General features: G+C 41.8%; 21 protein-coding genes. 6 read left to right on the top strand and 15 right to left on the bottom strand.

Annotated elements, in window-relative coordinates:
* Positions 1–84: 84 nt before the first annotated feature.
* Positions 85–354: a type II toxin-antitoxin system Phd/YefM family antitoxin gene (locus A5875_RS17660; protein ID WP_088934909.1), complete on the top strand. Its 270-nt coding sequence runs from the start codon at positions 85–87 to the stop codon at positions 352–354.
* A complete protein-coding gene (locus A5875_RS17655) occupies positions 347–604 on the top strand; it encodes a Txe/YoeB family addiction module toxin (RefSeq protein WP_088934908.1) in 258 nt (85 codons plus the stop codon). Before A5875_RS17660 ends, A5875_RS17655 begins: the two co-directional genes overlap by 8 nt.
* Here A5875_RS17655 and A5875_RS17650 read toward each other — a convergent pair.
* Positions 588–1,046 carry a GNAT family N-acetyltransferase gene (locus A5875_RS17650; RefSeq protein WP_422851534.1) on the bottom strand — a complete coding sequence of 153 codons (459 nt, stop codon included), beginning with the start codon at positions 1,044–1,046 and terminating at the stop codon, positions 588–590. The genes A5875_RS17655 and A5875_RS17650 overlap by 17 nt on opposite strands.
* Positions 1,047–1,130: 84 nt before the next feature.
* Positions 1,131–1,874 (bottom strand): DeoR/GlpR family DNA-binding transcription regulator, encoded by a 744-nt coding sequence (locus A5875_RS17645; RefSeq protein ID WP_088934906.1) that lies wholly within the window; start codon positions 1,872–1,874, stop codon positions 1,131–1,133.
* 158 nt (positions 1,875–2,032) lie between these two features.
* On the opposite strand from A5875_RS17645, the gene A5875_RS17640 reads away from it, so the two are divergent.
* Together A5875_RS17640 and A5875_RS17635 are read left to right on the top strand one after the other, a co-directional pair.
* Positions 2,033–2,809 carry a glycyl-radical enzyme activating protein gene (locus A5875_RS17640; RefSeq protein ID WP_088934905.1) on the top strand — a complete coding sequence of 259 codons (777 nt, stop codon included), beginning with the start codon at positions 2,033–2,035 and terminating at the stop codon, positions 2,807–2,809.
* Positions 2,810–2,974: 165 nt separating this feature from the next.
* A complete protein-coding gene (locus tag A5875_RS17635) occupies positions 2,975–3,394 on the top strand; it encodes a hypothetical protein (RefSeq protein ID WP_176244745.1) in 420 nt (139 codons plus the stop codon).
* 41 nt (positions 3,395–3,435) lie between these two features.
* Here the strand turns inward: A5875_RS17635 and A5875_RS17630 are convergent, their stop codons facing one another.
* Positions 3,436–3,798, bottom strand: coding sequence for a rhodanese-like domain-containing protein (locus A5875_RS17630; protein WP_088934904.1), 363 nt, complete (start codon positions 3,796–3,798; stop codon positions 3,436–3,438).
* Positions 3,795–4,328: a MarR family winged helix-turn-helix transcriptional regulator gene (locus tag A5875_RS17625; RefSeq protein ID WP_088934903.1), complete on the bottom strand. Its 534-nt coding sequence runs from the start codon at positions 4,326–4,328 to the stop codon at positions 3,795–3,797. Before A5875_RS17625 ends, A5875_RS17630 begins: the two co-directional genes overlap by 4 nt.
* Positions 4,329–4,480: 152 nt before the next feature.
* Between A5875_RS17625 and A5875_RS17620 the strand changes: the two genes are divergently transcribed.
* Both A5875_RS17620 and A5875_RS17615 read left to right on the top strand, forming a co-directional pair.
* Positions 4,481–5,080: an iron-containing alcohol dehydrogenase gene (locus A5875_RS17620; protein ID WP_088934902.1), complete on the top strand. Its 600-nt coding sequence runs from the start codon at positions 4,481–4,483 to the stop codon at positions 5,078–5,080.
* A 50-nt stretch (positions 5,081–5,130) separates the two neighbouring features.
* Complete coding sequence (locus tag A5875_RS17615) at positions 5,131–5,511, top strand: MerR family transcriptional regulator (RefSeq protein WP_088934901.1); 381 nt, start codon at positions 5,131–5,133, stop codon at positions 5,509–5,511.
* A gap of 44 nt (positions 5,512–5,555) precedes the next feature.
* Here the strand turns inward: A5875_RS17615 and A5875_RS17610 are convergent, their stop codons facing one another.
* From A5875_RS17610 to A5875_RS23825, 11 genes are all read right to left on the bottom strand, one after another.
* Positions 5,556–7,010: a sucrose-6-phosphate hydrolase gene (locus tag A5875_RS17610; RefSeq protein WP_088934900.1), complete on the bottom strand. Its 1,455-nt coding sequence runs from the start codon at positions 7,008–7,010 to the stop codon at positions 5,556–5,558.
* A 9-nt stretch (positions 7,011–7,019) separates the two neighbouring features.
* Complete coding sequence (locus tag A5875_RS17605) at positions 7,020–8,885, bottom strand: PTS beta-glucoside transporter subunit IIBCA (RefSeq protein ID WP_088934899.1); 1,866 nt, start codon at positions 8,883–8,885, stop codon at positions 7,020–7,022.
* Positions 8,878–10,590 (bottom strand): alpha-glucosidase, encoded by a 1,713-nt coding sequence (locus A5875_RS17600; protein ID WP_088934898.1) that lies wholly within the window; start codon positions 10,588–10,590, stop codon positions 8,878–8,880. The genes A5875_RS17605 and A5875_RS17600 overlap by 8 nt, the downstream gene beginning before the upstream one ends.
* A 55-nt stretch (positions 10,591–10,645) precedes the next feature.
* Positions 10,646–11,644 carry a LacI family DNA-binding transcriptional regulator gene (locus A5875_RS17595; RefSeq protein ID WP_088935837.1) on the bottom strand — a complete coding sequence of 333 codons (999 nt, stop codon included), beginning with the start codon at positions 11,642–11,644 and terminating at the stop codon, positions 10,646–10,648.
* 176 nt (positions 11,645–11,820) lie between these two features.
* Positions 11,821–12,438, bottom strand: coding sequence for an AAA family ATPase (locus A5875_RS17590; RefSeq protein ID WP_088934897.1), 618 nt, complete (start codon positions 12,436–12,438; stop codon positions 11,821–11,823).
* Complete coding sequence (locus A5875_RS17585; RefSeq protein WP_088934896.1) at positions 12,439–13,305, bottom strand: class II fructose-bisphosphate aldolase; 867 nt, start codon at positions 13,303–13,305, stop codon at positions 12,439–12,441.
* A gap of 30 nt (positions 13,306–13,335) precedes the next feature.
* Positions 13,336–13,743: a hypothetical protein gene (locus A5875_RS17580; RefSeq protein WP_088934895.1), complete on the bottom strand. Its 408-nt coding sequence runs from the start codon at positions 13,741–13,743 to the stop codon at positions 13,336–13,338.
* Positions 13,744–13,758: 15 nt separating this feature from the next.
* The gene (locus A5875_RS17575) at positions 13,759–15,042 is read right to left on the bottom strand and encodes a PTS sugar transporter subunit IIC (protein ID WP_088934894.1); all 1,284 of its coding nucleotides are present in this window, start codon (positions 15,040–15,042) and stop codon (positions 13,759–13,761) included.
* Between the two features lie 102 nt (positions 15,043–15,144).
* Positions 15,145–15,735 (bottom strand): sulfurtransferase-like selenium metabolism protein YedF, encoded by a 591-nt coding sequence (gene yedF, locus A5875_RS17570; RefSeq protein WP_088934893.1) that lies wholly within the window; start codon positions 15,733–15,735, stop codon positions 15,145–15,147.
* Positions 15,736–15,749: 14 nt separating this feature from the next.
* Complete coding sequence (selD, locus tag A5875_RS17565) at positions 15,750–16,772, bottom strand: selenide, water dikinase SelD (RefSeq protein ID WP_088935836.1); 1,023 nt, start codon at positions 16,770–16,772, stop codon at positions 15,750–15,752.
* A gap of 333 nt (positions 16,773–17,105) precedes the next feature.
* Positions 17,106–17,444: InlB B-repeat-containing protein (locus A5875_RS23825; RefSeq protein ID WP_176244744.1), on the bottom strand; the 339-nt coding region annotated here is incomplete at its 5' end.

The following is a 17,444-nucleotide window of genomic DNA, read 5'->3' as shown; positions in this document are numbered from 1 at the left end:
GAATTGCTGTACAGAATATTGTACAATATATTTAAAGAAGACATTTACTACTTTTACGTACCTTATTGGAGAGGAGGAATAATAATGGAAGCAGTTGCTTATTCAAATTTCCGACAAAACTTAAAAAGTTACATGAGACAAGTGAATGATGATGCTGAAGCCTTGATCGTAACTAGTAAAGACATTGATGAAACAGTCGTTGTCATGGCAAAACGTGACTACGATTCTCTTCAAGAGACCCTGAGAATCCTTTCAAACTCCTATTTAATGGAAAAAATTCAAAAAGGAGAACAACAATTTCAAAATGGCAATTTTACGTCACACGACTTGATCGAGGAAGAGTCGGATGAATAAAGTTTGGTCAGATGCCGCATGGAATGACTACCTGTATTGGTATGAACACGGAAACAAGATGACGATCCGAAAAATCAATCGCTTGATCAAAGATATCGAACGCACGCCTTTTTCAGGTCTTGGAAAACCCGAGCCATTGAAATACGAACTGACAGGAAAATGGTCTCGCCGTATTAGTGATGAGCACCGCCTCATTTACAGTGTTGAGGAAGATACTCTCTATATTTATTCCGCTAAAGACCATTATTAAAGCCAATTTTTCTACTAATTGGCTTTAATTTTTTTGTAAAAAACATCTCCATCGGCTGTTGATATTCAGGAACCGTAATCAGCAAGCCTCCCGCATCCTGATAACCCAACTTGCGATAAAAGTGCTGTGCCTGTTCATCAACCTGAGTCGACGTCATCAGCATTTTGTAACCTAACTTGTGCATCTCCTTTTCCCAGAAGTCCATCAAGTCCTTCCCGTACCCTTTGCCTTGATAATCAGCCCTTACATAAAGCATCGTGCAAAAAGGATGCTCATCCCAGAAAAGATTGTACCTTAATAAACCAACAGCCATCCCCTCCACGGATAAGACATAGCCCATCTTATCCCGAACCTTCTGCTCAAATTGACTTTCCGACAAATGCTGATCCAGCGTAAACCAAAATATACGATCTGATTCTTGTACATGACGAATTTCCAATATTATCCGCCCCTCGCATTTTCCTCAAGTATAGCATCTTAATAAATAAAAAATCAGCCAGATTTTTCTGACTGATCGCTCTTAATTTTATACCGTAAATACATCAACCTGTTCATTTTGCAAAAATGCTAGCGCCTCGGCGTCAATCGCCTCATCTGTAAACACCTTGCTGATCTCACTAAAGGCAAACTCTGAAACAACACCATTTTGCGAAAACTTGCTGGAATCCGTCAAGACGATCGTTTGATTTGCTGCGGTTGCCAGCATTCGGGTGGTGTCGCAGCGAGTGATGTCACTACCAGTGAATCCTCTGCGCTGATCAAAACCATCAATCCCGACAAATAATTTATCGACATAAAACTCATTGATGACCTGTTTGACCAACGGCCCGACATTAACCTGCGATTCTTTTTGATACTCGCCGCCGATCAATATCACCTTGACTGATTCGGCCTTACGAACATAAGATGCGATGAAGCAGGAATTGGTAATAATCGTGATGTCGTTTCGATTGAAGGCAAGCTCCTCTGCTAACAACGCGCAGGTTGATCCTGATTCGATCATGATTACTTCGCCATCAGTGACGATCTTGCTGGCTTCCAGTGCGATTTTGCGTTTTAAGTCATAATTTTGCGCCAAACGGTAATTAATATCGTCCATATTGTTCAATAGTGCATAACCGTGCTGGCGATGCAGCAAGCCTCGTGCCTCTAATTTATCCAAATCTTTCCGAATGGTTACTTTCGAAACCTTCAGCAAGGCTGAAAGTTCGTTGACTTCGATTTTTTTCTTCTTGCTGACAATCGCAAGAATCTCTTCTTCTCTAGACATAAACTCTTCTCCACCTGTATTCTGTCATTTGTTTCAGCCTATCATATTTTTGAATTGCGAACAACTTTTTCGGTATTTTTAGTTACGAACGTAACATTTTATATTTACGTTAATAAATAGATGTGATAAACTCTAGATGAAATGGAGGACGTTTTCCGATGAATGACAAAGCATGTATTTTCAATATCCAAAAATTTAGTATCCACGATGGTCCAGGGATTCGTACGGTGGTCTTTTTTAAGGGCTGTCCGCTGCGCTGTTACTGGTGTTCGAATCCGGAGTCGCAAAATGGCAAGCCGGAGCAAATGTGGGATACACAAAAAAACACCCACACAACTGTCGGCGAATACAAATCAATGGAGGAAATCATCACCGAAGTCATGAAGGATGAAGCCTTCTATGAAGAATCAAATGGCGGCGTCACATTATCCGGCGGCGAAGTGCTCTATCAAGCAGAATTCGCGACCGAGCTGCTGCGGCAATTAAAAGCGAAAAATATCCACACCGCCAGTGAAACGACCGGCTACGCCAAACCAGAAGTATTTGGCAATTTCATTGAACAAGTGGATTTACTTTATTTCGATGTCAAACATCATGACGAGGCTCAGCATAAAGCTGGAACCGGCGTCTCCTTAAAACCAATTTTGAAGAATCTTGCGCTGGCTTTAGAGCAGCAGCAGAATCTAGTCGTACGTATTCCAGTGATTCCCAATTATAACGATGGTGAAGAAAACGCAAAGGCCTTCGCAAAATTATTCAACCAAATGAAGATCACAGAAGTGGAGCTCCTGCCCTTCCACCAATTCGGTGAGAAAAAATACGCTTCTCTTGATCGTAAGTATCAAATGCAAGACATTCCGCAGCTACATACAGAAGACTTGGATTATTTCAAAAGGATTTTAGAATCGCACCAAATCAAATGTACAGTTCAATAATTTGTGAAACGCACTCTGATTGGAGCGCGTTTTTTACGCTGTTCCATACCTTTATTAAAAATGTATTTTCATTACATTTTCAGAAAACGGAGCAGATTATTTTAAATTTTCTATCAAGCAGTGTAAAATGCTTTTGATTAACCTCTGCAGAAGGGACTGCCTGAAATGAACAATATCAGAAAATTAACGATCATCAAAGAAAAAGCCGATCACTGCGTAACTGATCAGCTTATTGCACGTTCTAATGAATTGACTGAAAAGCAAGGAATCACGATCCAAACGAAAGTATTTACATATGGCGAAGATGCCGTTCATGAATTGACTGGCGATATTTTATTATTAAGTCTTCCGCTGCTGAACGAACTGCCTTACCTTAATCCTTTGAAGAATCGCTTTTATTTTGTCTCCTTTATCGCCCCCTATGCCTATGCACAATTGGATGAAAAACGATTATTGAAGCAGCTTCAAATGATTGAGCAGCTTGAGACCGATGAAATCGGAAAATTTCATCCTAGAAACGGCTGGACCTACACAGATTATTTCTTGGCGGCAGCTCAAATGAAAAAAGAACGAGCCGCTGGCTAAAAAAACTTTCGACCACGATACAGGTCGAAAGTTTTTTTAGTTTAAAGAGTTTCAATCGGCAAACTCATGCCTTTCCATCCTTCAAGTGCCCCTGCCAATTCATACGCTTCAAATCCATTGGACAAAAGAATCAATAAAGCGGTCTTGCCAAGTGTCGTTCCACCCGTCCAATCATAGACCACATATGTTTTTTCTTTGTCTAATTCAGCTAAATGATTGGCTAAATCTTTCGCAGGCATCGCAATTGCACCCTTAATCTGATCTTTTTTCACCTGTGCCGGTGCGTTACGAACATCTAACACCACGTATTTCGAGTCTTCCTTGTCCATATTTTCCAATACCACAAAGTGATTGATGTACAAACTTAGATACGTTTCTAATAATTCGATTTTCTTTTCATTCATTTTAGTTGCTCCCTTTCTTTGTTTAACTCGTCAGTGCCTTGTTTGATTTTGTTCAGCAGATAAAAAAGTTGGTCGATTTCCTCTTTACTTAATTGGTTAAGCAGCGTTTTCGTTGCTTCAAAATTTTTAGGTAAAAATTTCATTAAAACTTCTGTTCCTATGTCAGTCATTTGAACTAGTACCGCTCGTTTGTCCGAAGCAGATGGGATTTTCCGGATTAGCTGATCTCGTTCCATATTGTTTACTAGCTTCGTGATCGTTGCGCGGGAGGCCCCCAGCTTTTCTGCTAATTCTGATGGCATCAAAGAATGCTCTTCCGCCCGCTCCAAAAACATCAAAATAATAAATTTTGATTCTGAAAGTCCATACTCTTCTAATACTGCATCGTACGCCTTCTGCATTTCCCGATAGGTCCACTGAAAATCCAAAAACAACGAGGCAATCGTTGAATCAGATTCTTGCGCATAGTGATCAATTGTCAATTGAATCCGTTGATTATCGGGACGATCCTTAAATGTATAATTCTCCATGGTATCTCCTTTTTAATATAATTAGCCAGCTAACTATTTTTAGTATATCCTCAAAAAATTGAAAGTCAATCACTTAATCTTATTTTTCCGGTTGACTTAGAGTGTACTCGAAGTACTAAGCTTAATTTATTCAAAAAAAGGGAGTGATTATTATGGAACGATCTCAATACTATCCAACAATAAGTCCACGCTTCATTGAAGAAACCGCAATTGAAAACAACGTGTATTTCCTTTTGCACCTTACGACCTTCTATCTAACAAAAGGCGGACGTCCGGTTATCATCGATAAACTTTTTCAAGCATTGTTAAAGGATATGATGACTACTACCTTACAATATTCTATAGAAGGAAATGGTCGTTTATCACGAACCCCCGAACTTTTTACCCAGCTGCCCGTACAAAAAATGGCTCTTGGACTTAGCAAAGCTTTTGACCTTTCACCTGTCATTGCCTTAAGCATTATTTGGCCAAACTGGGCACGCTCGAATTATCAAGAACACCTTCAACGTTTTGTCGACTTTGCCGTAAACATCATGAATGTTGCACCATGTAGTAGTGATGAAGAAACAGCGCTAAAAGGGATTCATGCGATGGAAAAATTCTGTCGAGGATTTCATTTCCCTGCAACCCTTGAAGATGCCGGGATTTTTCTCACCGATACAGAAATGAGTGAACTAATCAAAAGCTGTCTGCCGCAAGAAGAGGTGAATGAAAAAGCAGCAATCTACCTGATCCTTAAAAATTCACAATAACGAGGCTTGCAATCTGGTAAAATTAAAGAAAAAGAGAAGAAGGAGAAACAATGGGCTATAAAATCAGTGAGATTTCAAAAAAGACCGGTCTTAGTGCTTATACTTTAAGGTTTTACGATCAAAAAGGGCTGCTTCCATTTGTTGCGCGTGACGAAAACGGTCGACGCGATTTCAAAGATAAGGACTTAGACTTTTTGTCGATCATCACCTGTTTAAAAAATACCGGCATGCAGTTAAATGACATTAAGCAGTTCGTCGAATGGTCAATGGATGGCGACCCGACTTATGAGAAACGGCTTGAATTCTTTATCGAACATAAAAAAGAAGTCGAAAAGCAGTTGGCGCAGACACAAGCCTACCTGAACAAGATTGATCGAAAAATCAATAAATATAGTCAGCAGCATGAAGCCGCCACAAATGAAAAAAAATAAGAAAGAAGCTCCTTTCCACACTTTATTGGAAAAGGAGCTTCTTTCTATTTACTTAGTGAGTAATAACTAGCGCGGCATTTTTGACTGTTCTCTAGCAATAAGTAAGTTTGTTCTTCTGTCGGATAATAATTTGCCGTCAGGGTTTTCTCCCCTGCATTGATGAATATTTCGCAGGTTGATTTGTCTATGAAAATTGCGATCGTCAGCGATTTTCCTTGTTCAACGATTGTTTCTCGAATTTCTCCAAACTCAGGATTTAGCGGATAATCAGTCCTGCTGCGATCCAGCCAGACTTTCCCCTGCTTAGTATCATAACTTAACACAAGGGACTTTTCGTTGATTGAATCGGAAAATAAATGAACGCTGCCTTGGCAATTTGAAGGGATTTCTAGTTGCAGCTCATAGCTGTTAGCGGTTTGCTTCATAAATTTTTCATTCGCTTCAGATACTAACATTTCTTGTGATCCTCTTAATCGCTGCGTCTCTTCCACAGGATATTGATAAAGTTTGCCGTCTTTGATCGTCAGCTCTTTAATCAAACTCAAACTATGTGCCCAGCCTTCGCCAAATGTCGGATAACTCATTTCGGGTAGTCCGATCCAGCCAACACTTAAACAACGTCCATCCGGTGCAGTGAAGGCTTGGGTTGCGTAGAGATCAAAACCTTCATCTAATACTTGCTGCTTCTGTGGATTTTTTAAGCTATTGGTTTCTGCCGAGTATTCCTCTGCCAAAATATAGGTATTGGGATACACATTTTGATAGTCCAATTCTTTTAATCCCTGCGGACAAAGCAGCAGCACCGCATGCTCCTCAATCGAAAGAAGGTTCGGACATTCCACCATAAAGCCTAAATCCTGATGAATGTTCATTGGTCCACGATACTGCCAATCCACCAAATCCTGACTAGCAAAAACCAACACCTCGCCTTGTTCATCAAGCGTTTGCCCGCCGATCACCATTAAATATTCTTCATTAGAACGGATAAGCTGTGGATCACGAAAATGGGCGGTAAATCCAGCAGGCGGCTCGCTAATTAGTGGTTCTGCGACTTTTTTAATTTCACCCTTCTTGTTCATCCAAGCACCTAATTGATAACTGCGGCGTTCCCATGATTGATCGCGTACATTTCCGGTATAAGCCAGAAACAACGCCTCCCCCACCGGCAGGGCACTACCAGAATAGGCCCCATGAGAATCAAAAGCGCGATCCGGTTCTAAGACTGCTCCTTCCGACTCCCAATGAATCAAATCCGTGGAGCTCACATGATACCAAGACTTTAAGCCATGAACAGCTCCGAAAGGAAAAGACTGATAAAACAAATGCCACTTTCCATTGAAGAAGCTGAAGCCATTCGGATCATTCAGCAAGCCTGTTTCTGGCTGAATGTGATAGTTTAAACGCCATTTTGACTGTTCAACATTTGCTTTTAACTCGCGAACATATTTCTCCGACCACTCCTGATACGGACGATAGCGCATTTCTTGTGTCCATTCCATTTTACTCACCTATGATCCAAGAATCGGCAGGACATAATCTTGATTGTATTCCAATCCCGCGATCGTTTCCTTCGAATCTGTGATGATCACCATGACGGTCGCATCCTTGCCTTTGGCTTCGATCATTTTCAAATCGATGGTTCCGATCTTCTGTCCCCGCTGGATTGTTTGCCCTTCCTGGATGATCAACTTAAAGGGAGCGCCATTTAATTCAACCGTATCAATTCCCAGATGGAGCAATAACTCCATACCGTCATCCGTCACGATGCCGATTGCATGCTTTGTCGGAGCAATCATTTTTACTACACCTGAAACGGGCGCCTTGATCGTTTCTTGACTTGGTAAGACCGCAAAGCCTTCACCCATCATTTTGCTGGCAAATACTTGGTCATTCACTTCCGTAATCGGAATGATTTCTCCGTCAATTGGTGAATAGACTTTGATATTTTTAGTATTTCCGCGAGAATCGGCAGCCCTTTCAACCGTTTCGCTTTTTTTGATAACGAATAGATTGGTTAAAACAAAGGCTAGGATAAAGGTCGCGATCCCCACCGCTACATAAGTAATTACTTGATATGGTTCATAGATATACATCAATGGCGACAACAAAACTGCTAAACCATAGCTGTTCGCTTGGATACCTAATAACGAAAGAACCATACCGCCCACGGCTGAGCTGCCCAGCATCACTAGGATCGCCTTCATTCCTGTGCGCATCACTACACCGAACAACGCTGGTTCACTGACCCCCAGCATTTGCGTAATCGTCGCAGAAATTCCCGCGGTTTTAATTGAAGCACTCTTTGTTCGCAAGGCAATCGCCAGACAAACTGCCGCATTCGCAAAACCATACATCGCACAAACAGTGATCAATGGATTAAAGCCGGTCGTAGCAATCAAAGAGGTTTCAATCATAATAAACATATGGTGCATTCCAGTCATTACCGCAATCGGATACAAGAATCCGATGATCAAGCCGCCGATACCTAATGGCAGATGCAAAAACATCTCAATCACTTTCACCGCTTGCCTCTCAAAGCCATGAACGATAGGTCCTAATACAAACAAAGCAATAAAAACAGAAACGAGGATGACTAAAAAGGGGGTAAAAATCAAATCCATCGCATTCGGCATAATCTTGCGCAATTTCTTCTCTAACGTCGCACCGATCATACCGGTGATCAATGCCGTCAGAATCGAGCCTTGATACCCAACTAACGGAATCATTCCAAAAGCCATAATCGGTTCGGCGGTTCCGCCTGCAACGGCATAAGCATTTGGCAAGGCTGGAGAAACTAGCATCAGCCCGATTAAGAAACCAATAATCGGCAGCCCGCCCATTTTTTTGAAGGCTGACCAGCAGATGAATGCCGTTAAGAACCCGAAAGCCGTGTCGGTCAAAACAGTCACTGATGCACTCAGCCATTCAGGAATACTATTAGGGGTCAAGCCCATTGCATTAAGAACGGTTTCATTGAAAATCACACCCTTCAACCCAAGAAAAAGACCTGTAGCACCTAGAATTGGAATAATCGGGACAAAGATGTCGGCAATATTTCTGACCGCACGTTGTAACGGAGAAGAATCGTCCTTCGCCATTTGATCCTTTGATACCTCATTAAATGAATAAATCGATTGCAAAGCATCATAAACTTTATTAACGATTCCTGTTCCTAGAATGATTTGATACTGTCCGGCGTTATAAAAGACCCCTTTGACTTCTTCGACTTGCTCCACTTGACTGTCGTCGATAGCTTTCCGATCCTTTACCTGCAGACGTAAGCGGGTCGCGCAGTGCGTAGCAGAGACGATATTGTCTTCTCCTACGATTGCGACAAGTTTTTTCGCGATCTCTTGATAGTTTGTTTTAGTCATGATTTTCACCCTTTCTGATAACAACGGCTTGGTAAGGCTGTAAAACTTGTGCTCCGTTTTGCATCTGCAACTCACGATAATTATTCAACAATACTTCTCCTGAAGCTTCGATTTCCTGTTCTTGATTACTTAGATTGACGAAAACCTGCAGCGTTTCATTTCCAGATCGTTCATATGCAATCACTGCATCTGTACTCTTTAATGGAGAAAACTGACCATAAATCAGTGTCTGGCGATACGTCGAATGATTTCGTAATTGAATCATTTGACGATAATAAGAAAAAACCGAATCCTCACGCTGAACCTGATCAGCCGCATTCACTGCCGCTTGATCTCCCGTTAATTTTAACCAAGGTTCATTTGATTCACTAAAACCGGCATTTTCTGCACCATCCCACGGAAACGGTGTCCGGTTATTGTCTCTCGAACGTTGATTAACAAACATCAGCGCTTCCTTTTCAGAATATCCCTCTAAAAGTGAACGATGATAGTTATCGATACTAGATACATCATTGAAGTCCTCAATGGTTTCCCGTTGAAAATTCTTCATGCCGATTTCTTGTCCTTGATAGATAAACGGCGTGCCTCGTAAAAAGAAGAACAATGTTCCCAAAGCCTTAGCACCAATCTCATTTTGGTACCGTTCATCGATAATATATTTGGATAAGGAACGAGGCTGATCATGATTTTCTAAAAAGTTGGCTCCCCATCCGCTATTTTGGATCGCTCCTTGACTCTTAAATAATAAGTCCTTCAAGTCCTGCGGCTGCCAATTCGTACGACGGAACCATTCGCTGCCATTTTCCACGTCGATGTCTGCATAATGAAAATCAAAGATCATATTGAAGTAGCCATCTTCACCGATGTATTGATCATATTGGTCATACGGAACACCGGGGGCTTCTCCAACACTGACACATTCATAATTTTGAAAGGTTTCACGATTCAATTCCGCTAAGAATTTTTCGATTCCCGGCCGATTTCTGGTTTTAACCTTCACACTGCCTAAGCCATCGCTGCCATCGACCGCGACATCTTGATAGTCCTGATCCTTTTTGATAAAGGTAATGGAATCAATTCGGAATCCGGCAATCCCTTTTTCCAGCCACCAATTAATCATTTCATAAATCTCTTGTCTTAGAGCTGGGTTTTCCCAATTTAGATCGGGCTGTTTTTTATCAAAGGTATGGAAATAATACATGTTGTCTTCATTTGGTACAGGCTCCCAAACACTGCCGCCAAAAATCGAGCGCCAGTTATTCGGCGGATTGCCTGCTTCGTCAGATTTGAAGATATAATAATCACGATACGGACTTGCGGGATCTGCAATAGCTGTCTGGAACCACGCATGTTCGTCAGAGGAATGATTAACGACTAAATCAAGGATTAATTTGATTCCTTTCGCCTTTGCGGCCTCGATCAATTCCGTTAGATCCTCCATCGTGCCGAATTCTGTTTGGATACCTTTATAATCGGCTATATCGTAGCCATTATCAACCATTGGCGAAGTAAAAATCGGACAAATCCATAGCATAGTAACCCCAAGCTCAGCTAAATAGTCCAGCTTCTGCGTGATCCCTTTAATATCTCCAATGCCATCGCCATCACTATCATAAAAGCTCTTGGGATAAATTTGATAAACAACCTCTTCCTTCCAAAATTCCTGCTGATCCAACCGGTTCTTTTCTTTCAAAATCATGTTCATTATATAACTCTCCTTTTGTGGTATCGATACCATATTTAGTTTTAAAAAAATCTGCTTAGGCAGATTTTCGTATAATCAAATTTAGTACTAATTCAGACTCATCTAATTGATAGTCTCTTTCTTCCATGCGGGCGATCAGCCAATTCGTGGACTCTTGTCCTAATGCCTCGACTGGTTGCGCGATCGTTGTCAAAGGTACTGCCAGCATTCCGGTGAAGGGCTGATTATCAAATCCCATAATCGCCAAATCCTCCGGCACTCGCTTGCCTTTTTCTAAAAATCTTTCCAACACGCCGCTGGCTACTTCATCACTGCTGGTAAATACAGCATCAGGCCGATTGGCTTCTGGCAACGATAATAGCTTATCCGCTACCTGCTTGCCGTCTTCGATCGTGTGCACTTGCTTAAAGATCCAGTCAATTTTCATCGGCAGCTTATGCTGATTCAATGCCCGTTCAAATCCTGCGGTACGGGAATTTCCATGCCCGCCTCGGGTCAATGTTCCGCCTGTGCAATAAGCGATTTTTTTATGTCCTTTGTTGATCAGGTATTCCGTTGCATCAAAACTGGCCGCCTCTTGATTCGTAAAGACCTGCGGCAGATCCGCGCCAGGAATTTGTTCATTACATAAGACGATCGGACCGTATTCTTGATAGGCTTCGATAACCTTAGGATCACCCTCGATCGAACACATGATTAGACCGGCGATCACCTGCTGCTTCAGCATCTCAAGCATATTGGTCTCAGCCTTTTTATCATCATAGGTCTGCATGACTAAAACGTTGTATCCATGAGAGCGGGCATTTTTCTCGATTGAATCAACTAAATGAGAGAAAAATGGATTGACGATTCGTGAAACTAAGATGCCGATCATCGTTCCCTTTTTTGATCGCAGCTGCGTCGCTACCGAGCTGGGAGTATAATCCAGTTCTGCCATCGCCGCTTGAATACGTTTGCGTTTGTCTTCAGAAATATACGGATGATTGTTTAAAAATCTAGAAACCGTCGAAACAGATAAGCCTGCTTTTTTTGCTACGTCTTTGATGGTTGCCAATGTCTCACCGCCTTGTGGTATCGATTTCATAATTATCATACGATGCCTTCGCTGTTTTGTCAATCACAATTATTTAAAAAAACAGCATTGAGATTTAACTGACCTCAAAGGATTAGTCTATTTGTTAGCCATTTTGACAAAACAAACACATTAAAAAGAACCGTTGATTGTTTTAATCAACGGTTCTGTGCGATTCGTTCAGCTAATTTTTTTAAGAAAGGTTCGTAATCGACCTTTGAGAAATCCGATACATCATATTCCACCAAGCTACCTAGTTGAAAATTGTTGTAGCCGCGCTTTTCGATAACTTCACGAAAAGCCTCTTCTGTGATTAAATCATCGGCTTGAGTCCGATCAGCCAACGCATCCCCAAAATGATAATGGGTCATGATATGTGACAAGTGGCGATCCGGTTCGACATCACGAACTTTTCTGCGTGCCCAAAGTGTTTCAAAATCGGCAACTAAACGGATCGTGATCGGCTCATAACCATATTGATCGGCTAAATTGCTTAACTTGCTCTTTTGTTTATCGCTAAAGGGATATTCAGAAACGACGATCCGCTTTCCTGCTTCCATATAAAGTGCCAGTGCGTTGTAATAGAAATCCCAGACCTTTTTTTCCAGCTCTTTTTTCTCAGCTGAATTTTTAAAACCAATCTGATCGGCTAGGATTTCTTTCCCCTCATCCGGCGTGATCAGGAAAAAGTCTCCTAGAACACGCCGCATTTCATTGATCAAATAGGACTTCCCAGTTGCGGGACTGCCGGCAATCAAAATCAGATATTTCTTCATTTATTTTTGCATCGCCAATGGGCTGTCGACATTCATAAATAAGCCGATCTTGTGTTTGACGATTTCTTTGACTGCTTGATTTGCCGGAATAACATTGTGGCGCAGTGATTTGTTCACTTCGGTTTCTCCAAAAGACTCTTTCGCTACTTTGGTCCAATTCACTAACAATTCGGTCCCAACGTTGAATTTGCGAATTCCGTTATTGATCAATTCTGGGTAGTCCTCTTCTTTTACTCCGGTACCGCCGTGGATAACTAGCGGCACATCGACAACTGCGTGGATTTCTTTTAATAATGGAATATTGACTTCAGTCTTAGATTTGAATTGACCGTGATTTGTGCCAATCGCGATTGCAAGAGCATCAATATCCGTTTGTTTTACAAACTCCACAGCATCCGCTGGTTTGGTATAAACTTTGTCGTCTTCTGCAACGGATATACCCTCTTCGGTGCCGCCAATCGTGCCTAACTCGCCTTCGACCGAAACACCTTTTGCATGGGCATATTCAACAACGGCCTTCGTTTTAGCAATATTTTCTTTAAATGGCAAATGGGAACCGTCATACATAACGCTAGAATAACCCGCGTCGATCGCTGCTTTGATCTCATTGAAATCTCTGGCATGGTCTAAATGCAAGGCCACATCAACCATTTCAGTATTAGCGATTTCCTTCACTACTGCTACCATCACGTCGTAGCCGATATATTTCGCTGTATCAATACTGGTTTGAATAATGATCGGCGAGCCCTTCTCCTTAGCTGCGCGAATCATTTCCGGCAGCATCTCCAAGTTGTGAGTGTTGAATGCACCAATCGTCATATTCAAATCTTCTGCTATTTGTGTTACTTCTTTTAATGTTTTATACATTTGTCCAATACCTTCTTTTCTTTTGATTAATTACCCGCTGATCGTTACTTTTTTAGCAATTTGCCGCATCTCATCCATTTTACCCATGTATTTATCGATGCCCGCATCATCCCCATTGCGAGCGGCTTCCGCCCGTTTTCCATTGTAAAGACTCATTAATTTCTTGTAGCCGTCACCGATCGTCAGTTTATGATCTAAACTTTTTTCTAAACTTTCGATAGCCGCATCAGTTTGCTCCAGTTTGGCGTAGTTTAGACCTAATTTTTCGTATAAACCGGCTAATTCATCGGTTTCAACTGGATCTGCTTGTTCCGCCGCCGCAATTTTTGCCATTAATTGCTGGTTTTCATCTGTTAAGACCGTTTTTTCTTCAGCTGAGAGTTCAACTTTTTCCTCAGCTTTTTCCGGTTTGTTTTTTTTCTTTAAGAAACCAAACATTGTGACACCTCCTAATTAGAACATTTTCAAGATCGGGCTAAGAATCCATGCATAAAGCAAGGCTGCAGCGACAGTATCTACATCGGTCGCAGTCGCATTAACAAAGCCCATTTGATTGAAGATCGTTACTAAAAGTGCTGGCAGTAAAGTGATAAAGAACCCATGAGCGATCCCGCCGATAATTGCGCCGCGACGTCCGCCTGTTGCATTCCCAAAAATCCCTGCTGTACCTCCCGCAAAGAAGTTAGTCAGCATGCCCGGTAAAATCATCGCCAAGCCAAATGTCGGCAATACAAACATCGCGATGATCGTTCCAATCGTTGTTGTAATGAATCCTAAAATCACGGCATTCGGTGAATAAGGGAAAAAGACCGGACAGTCCAAGGCAGGAATCGCATTTGGTACAAGCTTCATCGCAATTCCGCGGAAGGCTGGCACGATTTCGCCTAATAGTAAACGAACACCAGATAACAGCACATACACACCAACCACAAATTGAATTGCTTGCAAGAATGCGAACATCAGATAGTGTTGCCCGCCTGGATCACCGACACCAGGACCTGCAAATGCGGCGGTAATGATATATAAAGGAACCATCACGACCATTACTGACAAATACGTATCCTGTAAGAACTCAAATGATTTCGGTAAATTAATGTCTTCGATTGATTTTTTATTTTCTCCGCGTTCACCAAAGATGTAAGCTACACCCGCTTCAAACATGTAACCAATAGTACAAAAATGCCCCAGTGCAATGTCGTCTGATCCTGTGATTTTACGGATGATTGGCTGCGCAATTGCAGGCATCGCTACCGCAAAAATGGCCCCTACGATACTGCCGACAATAATTAAAACTATGCCTCTCAGACCAGCAAAGTATCCAAAAACAGTCGTCATGGTCGCCATCCAAAGAATCGCCTGACCAGTCAAGAAAATATATTTCCATTTCGTAAAACGGGCAATCAGAATATTAACAATAAAAATACCTAGAAATGTTAGTGCAATATCGCGCCCTAAGCCTAATTCGTTCATTGCTTGTCCATTGATCGCCTCGATCGAAGGAATGATTCCCTGCATATGGAAGCCTGCAGTAAAAATCTCACCAAAGTAGGTCAAGCTGCCGACGATAATACTAGAACCAGCACTTAAAACTTGGAAGCCAAGCAAGGTCTTCAAGGTTCCTGAAATCACTTGTCCAGCCGATTTTTTCTGTAGACACAGCCCCAGCATTGCGATCAGTGCAATCGTGATCGATGCTTGTGTCAAGATATTCTCGATTATGAAATTAATTACTCCCATTTGTTTCGCTCCTTATTCATATTAATGTATTCATTTTTCAAAAAACGAAAAATGAGTTCTATCTTCAAGCCGTATCTAACTAAAATAGTAATTACAAGCTTTTTATGGTTTAACGATCTTCGGTGCTTGGCGCATCATTTCTACGATCCGGTACATATTCGTCACTTCACCAACAGCCGCAGTCAACTCGTAAAAGTTCAAGCAAGCGCCGCAGGCATAAATTTCCACGCCATTTTCAGCTAAGCCGCGGAGATCTTCTAAAGAATCCGATCCTTCAACGACTGATTGCACCCCGCCATTATAGAAAATCACTTTTTCTGGCAGTACATCTTGTTCGGTTAATGAATAAATGAAGCCTTTTAACAGGTTTTTCCCTAATTCATCAGAACCGCGTCCCATCACGTTTGTATCCACCACCACGATATAATCATCGACTGTCACCAGCGGTTCAGCAGCTTGAGGTACTTCCTCAGTGAGGTCCACATTGGCCTTTGAAATGACTACTGTGTAATGATTCGGAGCATCTTGATCCATTTGATAAATATAGCCCAGCTGTTCCGCCATTTTTTTCAAATTTTGTGTCGCGATCTCATTATCAACCAGCGTTTGTACTACCTCATGCTCACGTAACGCCTTTTTCGTTTCAATTACTGGTAACGGACAAGCTTTTCCTAAGGCATCAACTTTAAACATCATATCCATCCTCTCTAGTAAACAATCAATTCTTTTTCTTGTTTTTCAACGACTATCCCAAAATCCTTTGCAGGAATATTCGCAGCCTGTAATTCCTCCAGCAAAGCCGCTACTTCATCCTCCGGCACACTGACTAGCAGCCCGCCAGACGTTTGCGGATCAAATAGTAATTCCTCGATCCCGAAATCATTGATTTGGAAATCCATCTTCTCTTCCATATAATTCCGATTTCGCTGACCGCCCGCAGTGAGGATAAATTCCTTCGCACCCTGATATGCCTCTTCAAAATAAGGCAGGTCTTTTGAATGAATTTCAGCGCTGAATTTGTCGTTCATCATTTCATGCAAATGCCCTGCCAAGCCAAAACCTGTCACATCCGTACAGCTGTTGATTTGGTATTTGCGAATAATATCCATCGCATATTTATTTAGGGTTTCCATGCTCGTGGTTGCTTTCACAAATGCCTCTTCGCTGATTTCTTCCGCACTATAGCCCACCGTGATGATGCTTACACCAAGCGGCTTCGTCAAAATCAAATGATCCCCTAATTGACAAGTATTGTTTTGATAAATCTTAGTTGGATCAATCGTGCCGGTGACGGACAAGCCGTATTTCACCGACTGGTCATGGATCGAGTGCCCGCCAGCTAAGATAGCCCCTGCCTCTTGAACCTTCTCCGCACCTCCGCGTAGAATTTCTTTTAATATATTTAAGTCTTTTTCTTCTGGAAAAGCGACGATATTCAGTGCCGAGAGCACTTCGCCCCCCATCGCATAGACATCGCTCAAAGCATTCGCGGCCGCGATTTTGCCAAAAAGATAAGGATCAGTTACCATCGTCGGGAAAAAATCTAAAGTTTGAATAATCGCTAAATCATCACGTAGTTTAATAACAGCAGCATCATCTGTCGAATCAAAACCCACCAGTAAATTTTCATTCGTTGCTTTCGGTAAATCCGCCAGCAGCTCTCCTAAATTCCCCGGTCCGATTTTTGCATTGCATCCGCCGCAGACGATCAATTGTTGGATTGTCTCCATGCTTTCCACCATCCTTCACGTCCTCTATTATAACAGTTTACTTTTTGTTTCTCTATGTAAAATTTCGTCACGCTCATTAGTTAAGCAAGATGCTGTTAGTGCCTAGGATAAAACGATTCCAGCGAAAAATTTTCTTTACCATCAGAAAGGATTGCTTATGTTTTTTTACACTGTTGAAAAACTTATTTTTTATATCTGGCTAAAATACCTCAAAAAGTGCGCTTCTATCCTACACAACTGCTTTTTCCAACCTATCAATCACTACTCAATTCTAATCAACAAAAAAAGGCGCTTCCCACTCGTATTCACGTGGGAAGCGATCCTTTTTTAATCTTATTTCATTTTTTTACGTTTCAGTACAGCTAAAGCCGCAAGTCCTACAAACACAAACCCAGTAAATAACAAATAAGGAGATTGAACTGAGCCTGTTTCTGGAAGAGATTTCTGTTTTGAAGCACTGCCAAAGTTGGATTGGTTGCCTCCAAAGAATCCATTACTTCCACCGCTATAGTTATTGCCCGTTGTTGCCCCATTTTTCTCCCACTTCGCATACAAAGTGATATCACTTGTCGCTGGTGTAGCGAAATCATAGGCTTGAGTCAATTCTTTATCGGTGTACCAGCCTGCAAATGTGTAGCCTGTGCGACTTGGATCTTTTGGCTTCGTGAACAG

Origin of the sequence: Enterococcus sp. 3H8_DIV0648 (genome assembly GCF_002140655.1) — a bacterium.
In the GTDB taxonomy this organism is placed as follows: domain Bacteria; phylum Bacillota; class Bacilli; order Lactobacillales; family Enterococcaceae; genus Enterococcus_A; species Enterococcus_A hulanensis.
This window is presented reverse-complemented; position numbering and strand designations above follow the sequence as displayed.

Excerpts from the sequence above, each read along its gene's own strand:
- A5875_RS17660 (WP_088934909.1), top strand. The coding sequence starts at position 85 with ATGGAAGCAGTTGCTTATTCAAATTTCCGACAAAACTTAAAAAGTTAC.
- A5875_RS17655 (WP_088934908.1), top strand. The coding sequence starts at position 347 with ATGAATAAAGTTTGGTCAGATGCCGCATGGAATGACTACCTGTATTGG.
- A5875_RS17645 (WP_088934906.1), bottom strand. The coding sequence starts at position 1,874 with ATGTCTAGAGAAGAAGAGATTCTTGCGATTGTCAGCAAGAAGAAAAAA.
- A5875_RS17640 (WP_088934905.1), top strand. The coding sequence starts at position 2,033 with ATGAATGACAAAGCATGTATTTTCAATATCCAAAAATTTAGTATCCAC.
- A5875_RS17635 (WP_176244745.1), top strand. The coding sequence starts at position 2,975 with ATGAACAATATCAGAAAATTAACGATCATCAAAGAAAAAGCCGATCAC.
- A5875_RS17630 (WP_088934904.1), bottom strand. The coding sequence starts at position 3,798 with ATGAATGAAAAGAAAATCGAATTATTAGAAACGTATCTAAGTTTGTAC.
- A5875_RS17625 (WP_088934903.1), bottom strand. The coding sequence starts at position 4,328 with ATGGAGAATTATACATTTAAGGATCGTCCCGATAATCAACGGATTCAA.
- A5875_RS17620 (WP_088934902.1), top strand. The coding sequence starts at position 4,481 with ATGGAACGATCTCAATACTATCCAACAATAAGTCCACGCTTCATTGAA.
- A5875_RS17615 (WP_088934901.1), top strand. The coding sequence starts at position 5,131 with ATGGGCTATAAAATCAGTGAGATTTCAAAAAAGACCGGTCTTAGTGCT.
- A5875_RS17610 (WP_088934900.1), bottom strand. The coding sequence starts at position 7,010 with ATGGAATGGACACAAGAAATGCGCTATCGTCCGTATCAGGAGTGGTCG.
- A5875_RS17605 (WP_088934899.1), bottom strand. The coding sequence starts at position 8,885 with ATGACTAAAACAAACTATCAAGAGATCGCGAAAAAACTTGTCGCAATC.
- A5875_RS17600 (WP_088934898.1), bottom strand. The coding sequence starts at position 10,590 with ATGAACATGATTTTGAAAGAAAAGAACCGGTTGGATCAGCAGGAATTT.
- A5875_RS17590 (WP_088934897.1), bottom strand. The coding sequence starts at position 12,438 with ATGAAGAAATATCTGATTTTGATTGCCGGCAGTCCCGCAACTGGGAAG.
- A5875_RS17585 (WP_088934896.1), bottom strand. The coding sequence starts at position 13,305 with ATGTATAAAACATTAAAAGAAGTAACACAAATAGCAGAAGATTTGAAT.
- A5875_RS17580 (WP_088934895.1), bottom strand. The coding sequence starts at position 13,743 with ATGTTTGGTTTCTTAAAGAAAAAAAACAAACCGGAAAAAGCTGAGGAA.
- A5875_RS17575 (WP_088934894.1), bottom strand. The coding sequence starts at position 15,042 with ATGGGAGTAATTAATTTCATAATCGAGAATATCTTGACACAAGCATCG.
- yedF (WP_088934893.1), bottom strand. The coding sequence starts at position 15,735 with ATGTTTAAAGTTGATGCCTTAGGAAAAGCTTGTCCGTTACCAGTAATT.
- selD (WP_088935836.1), bottom strand. The coding sequence starts at position 16,772 with ATGGAGACAATCCAACAATTGATCGTCTGCGGCGGATGCAATGCAAAA.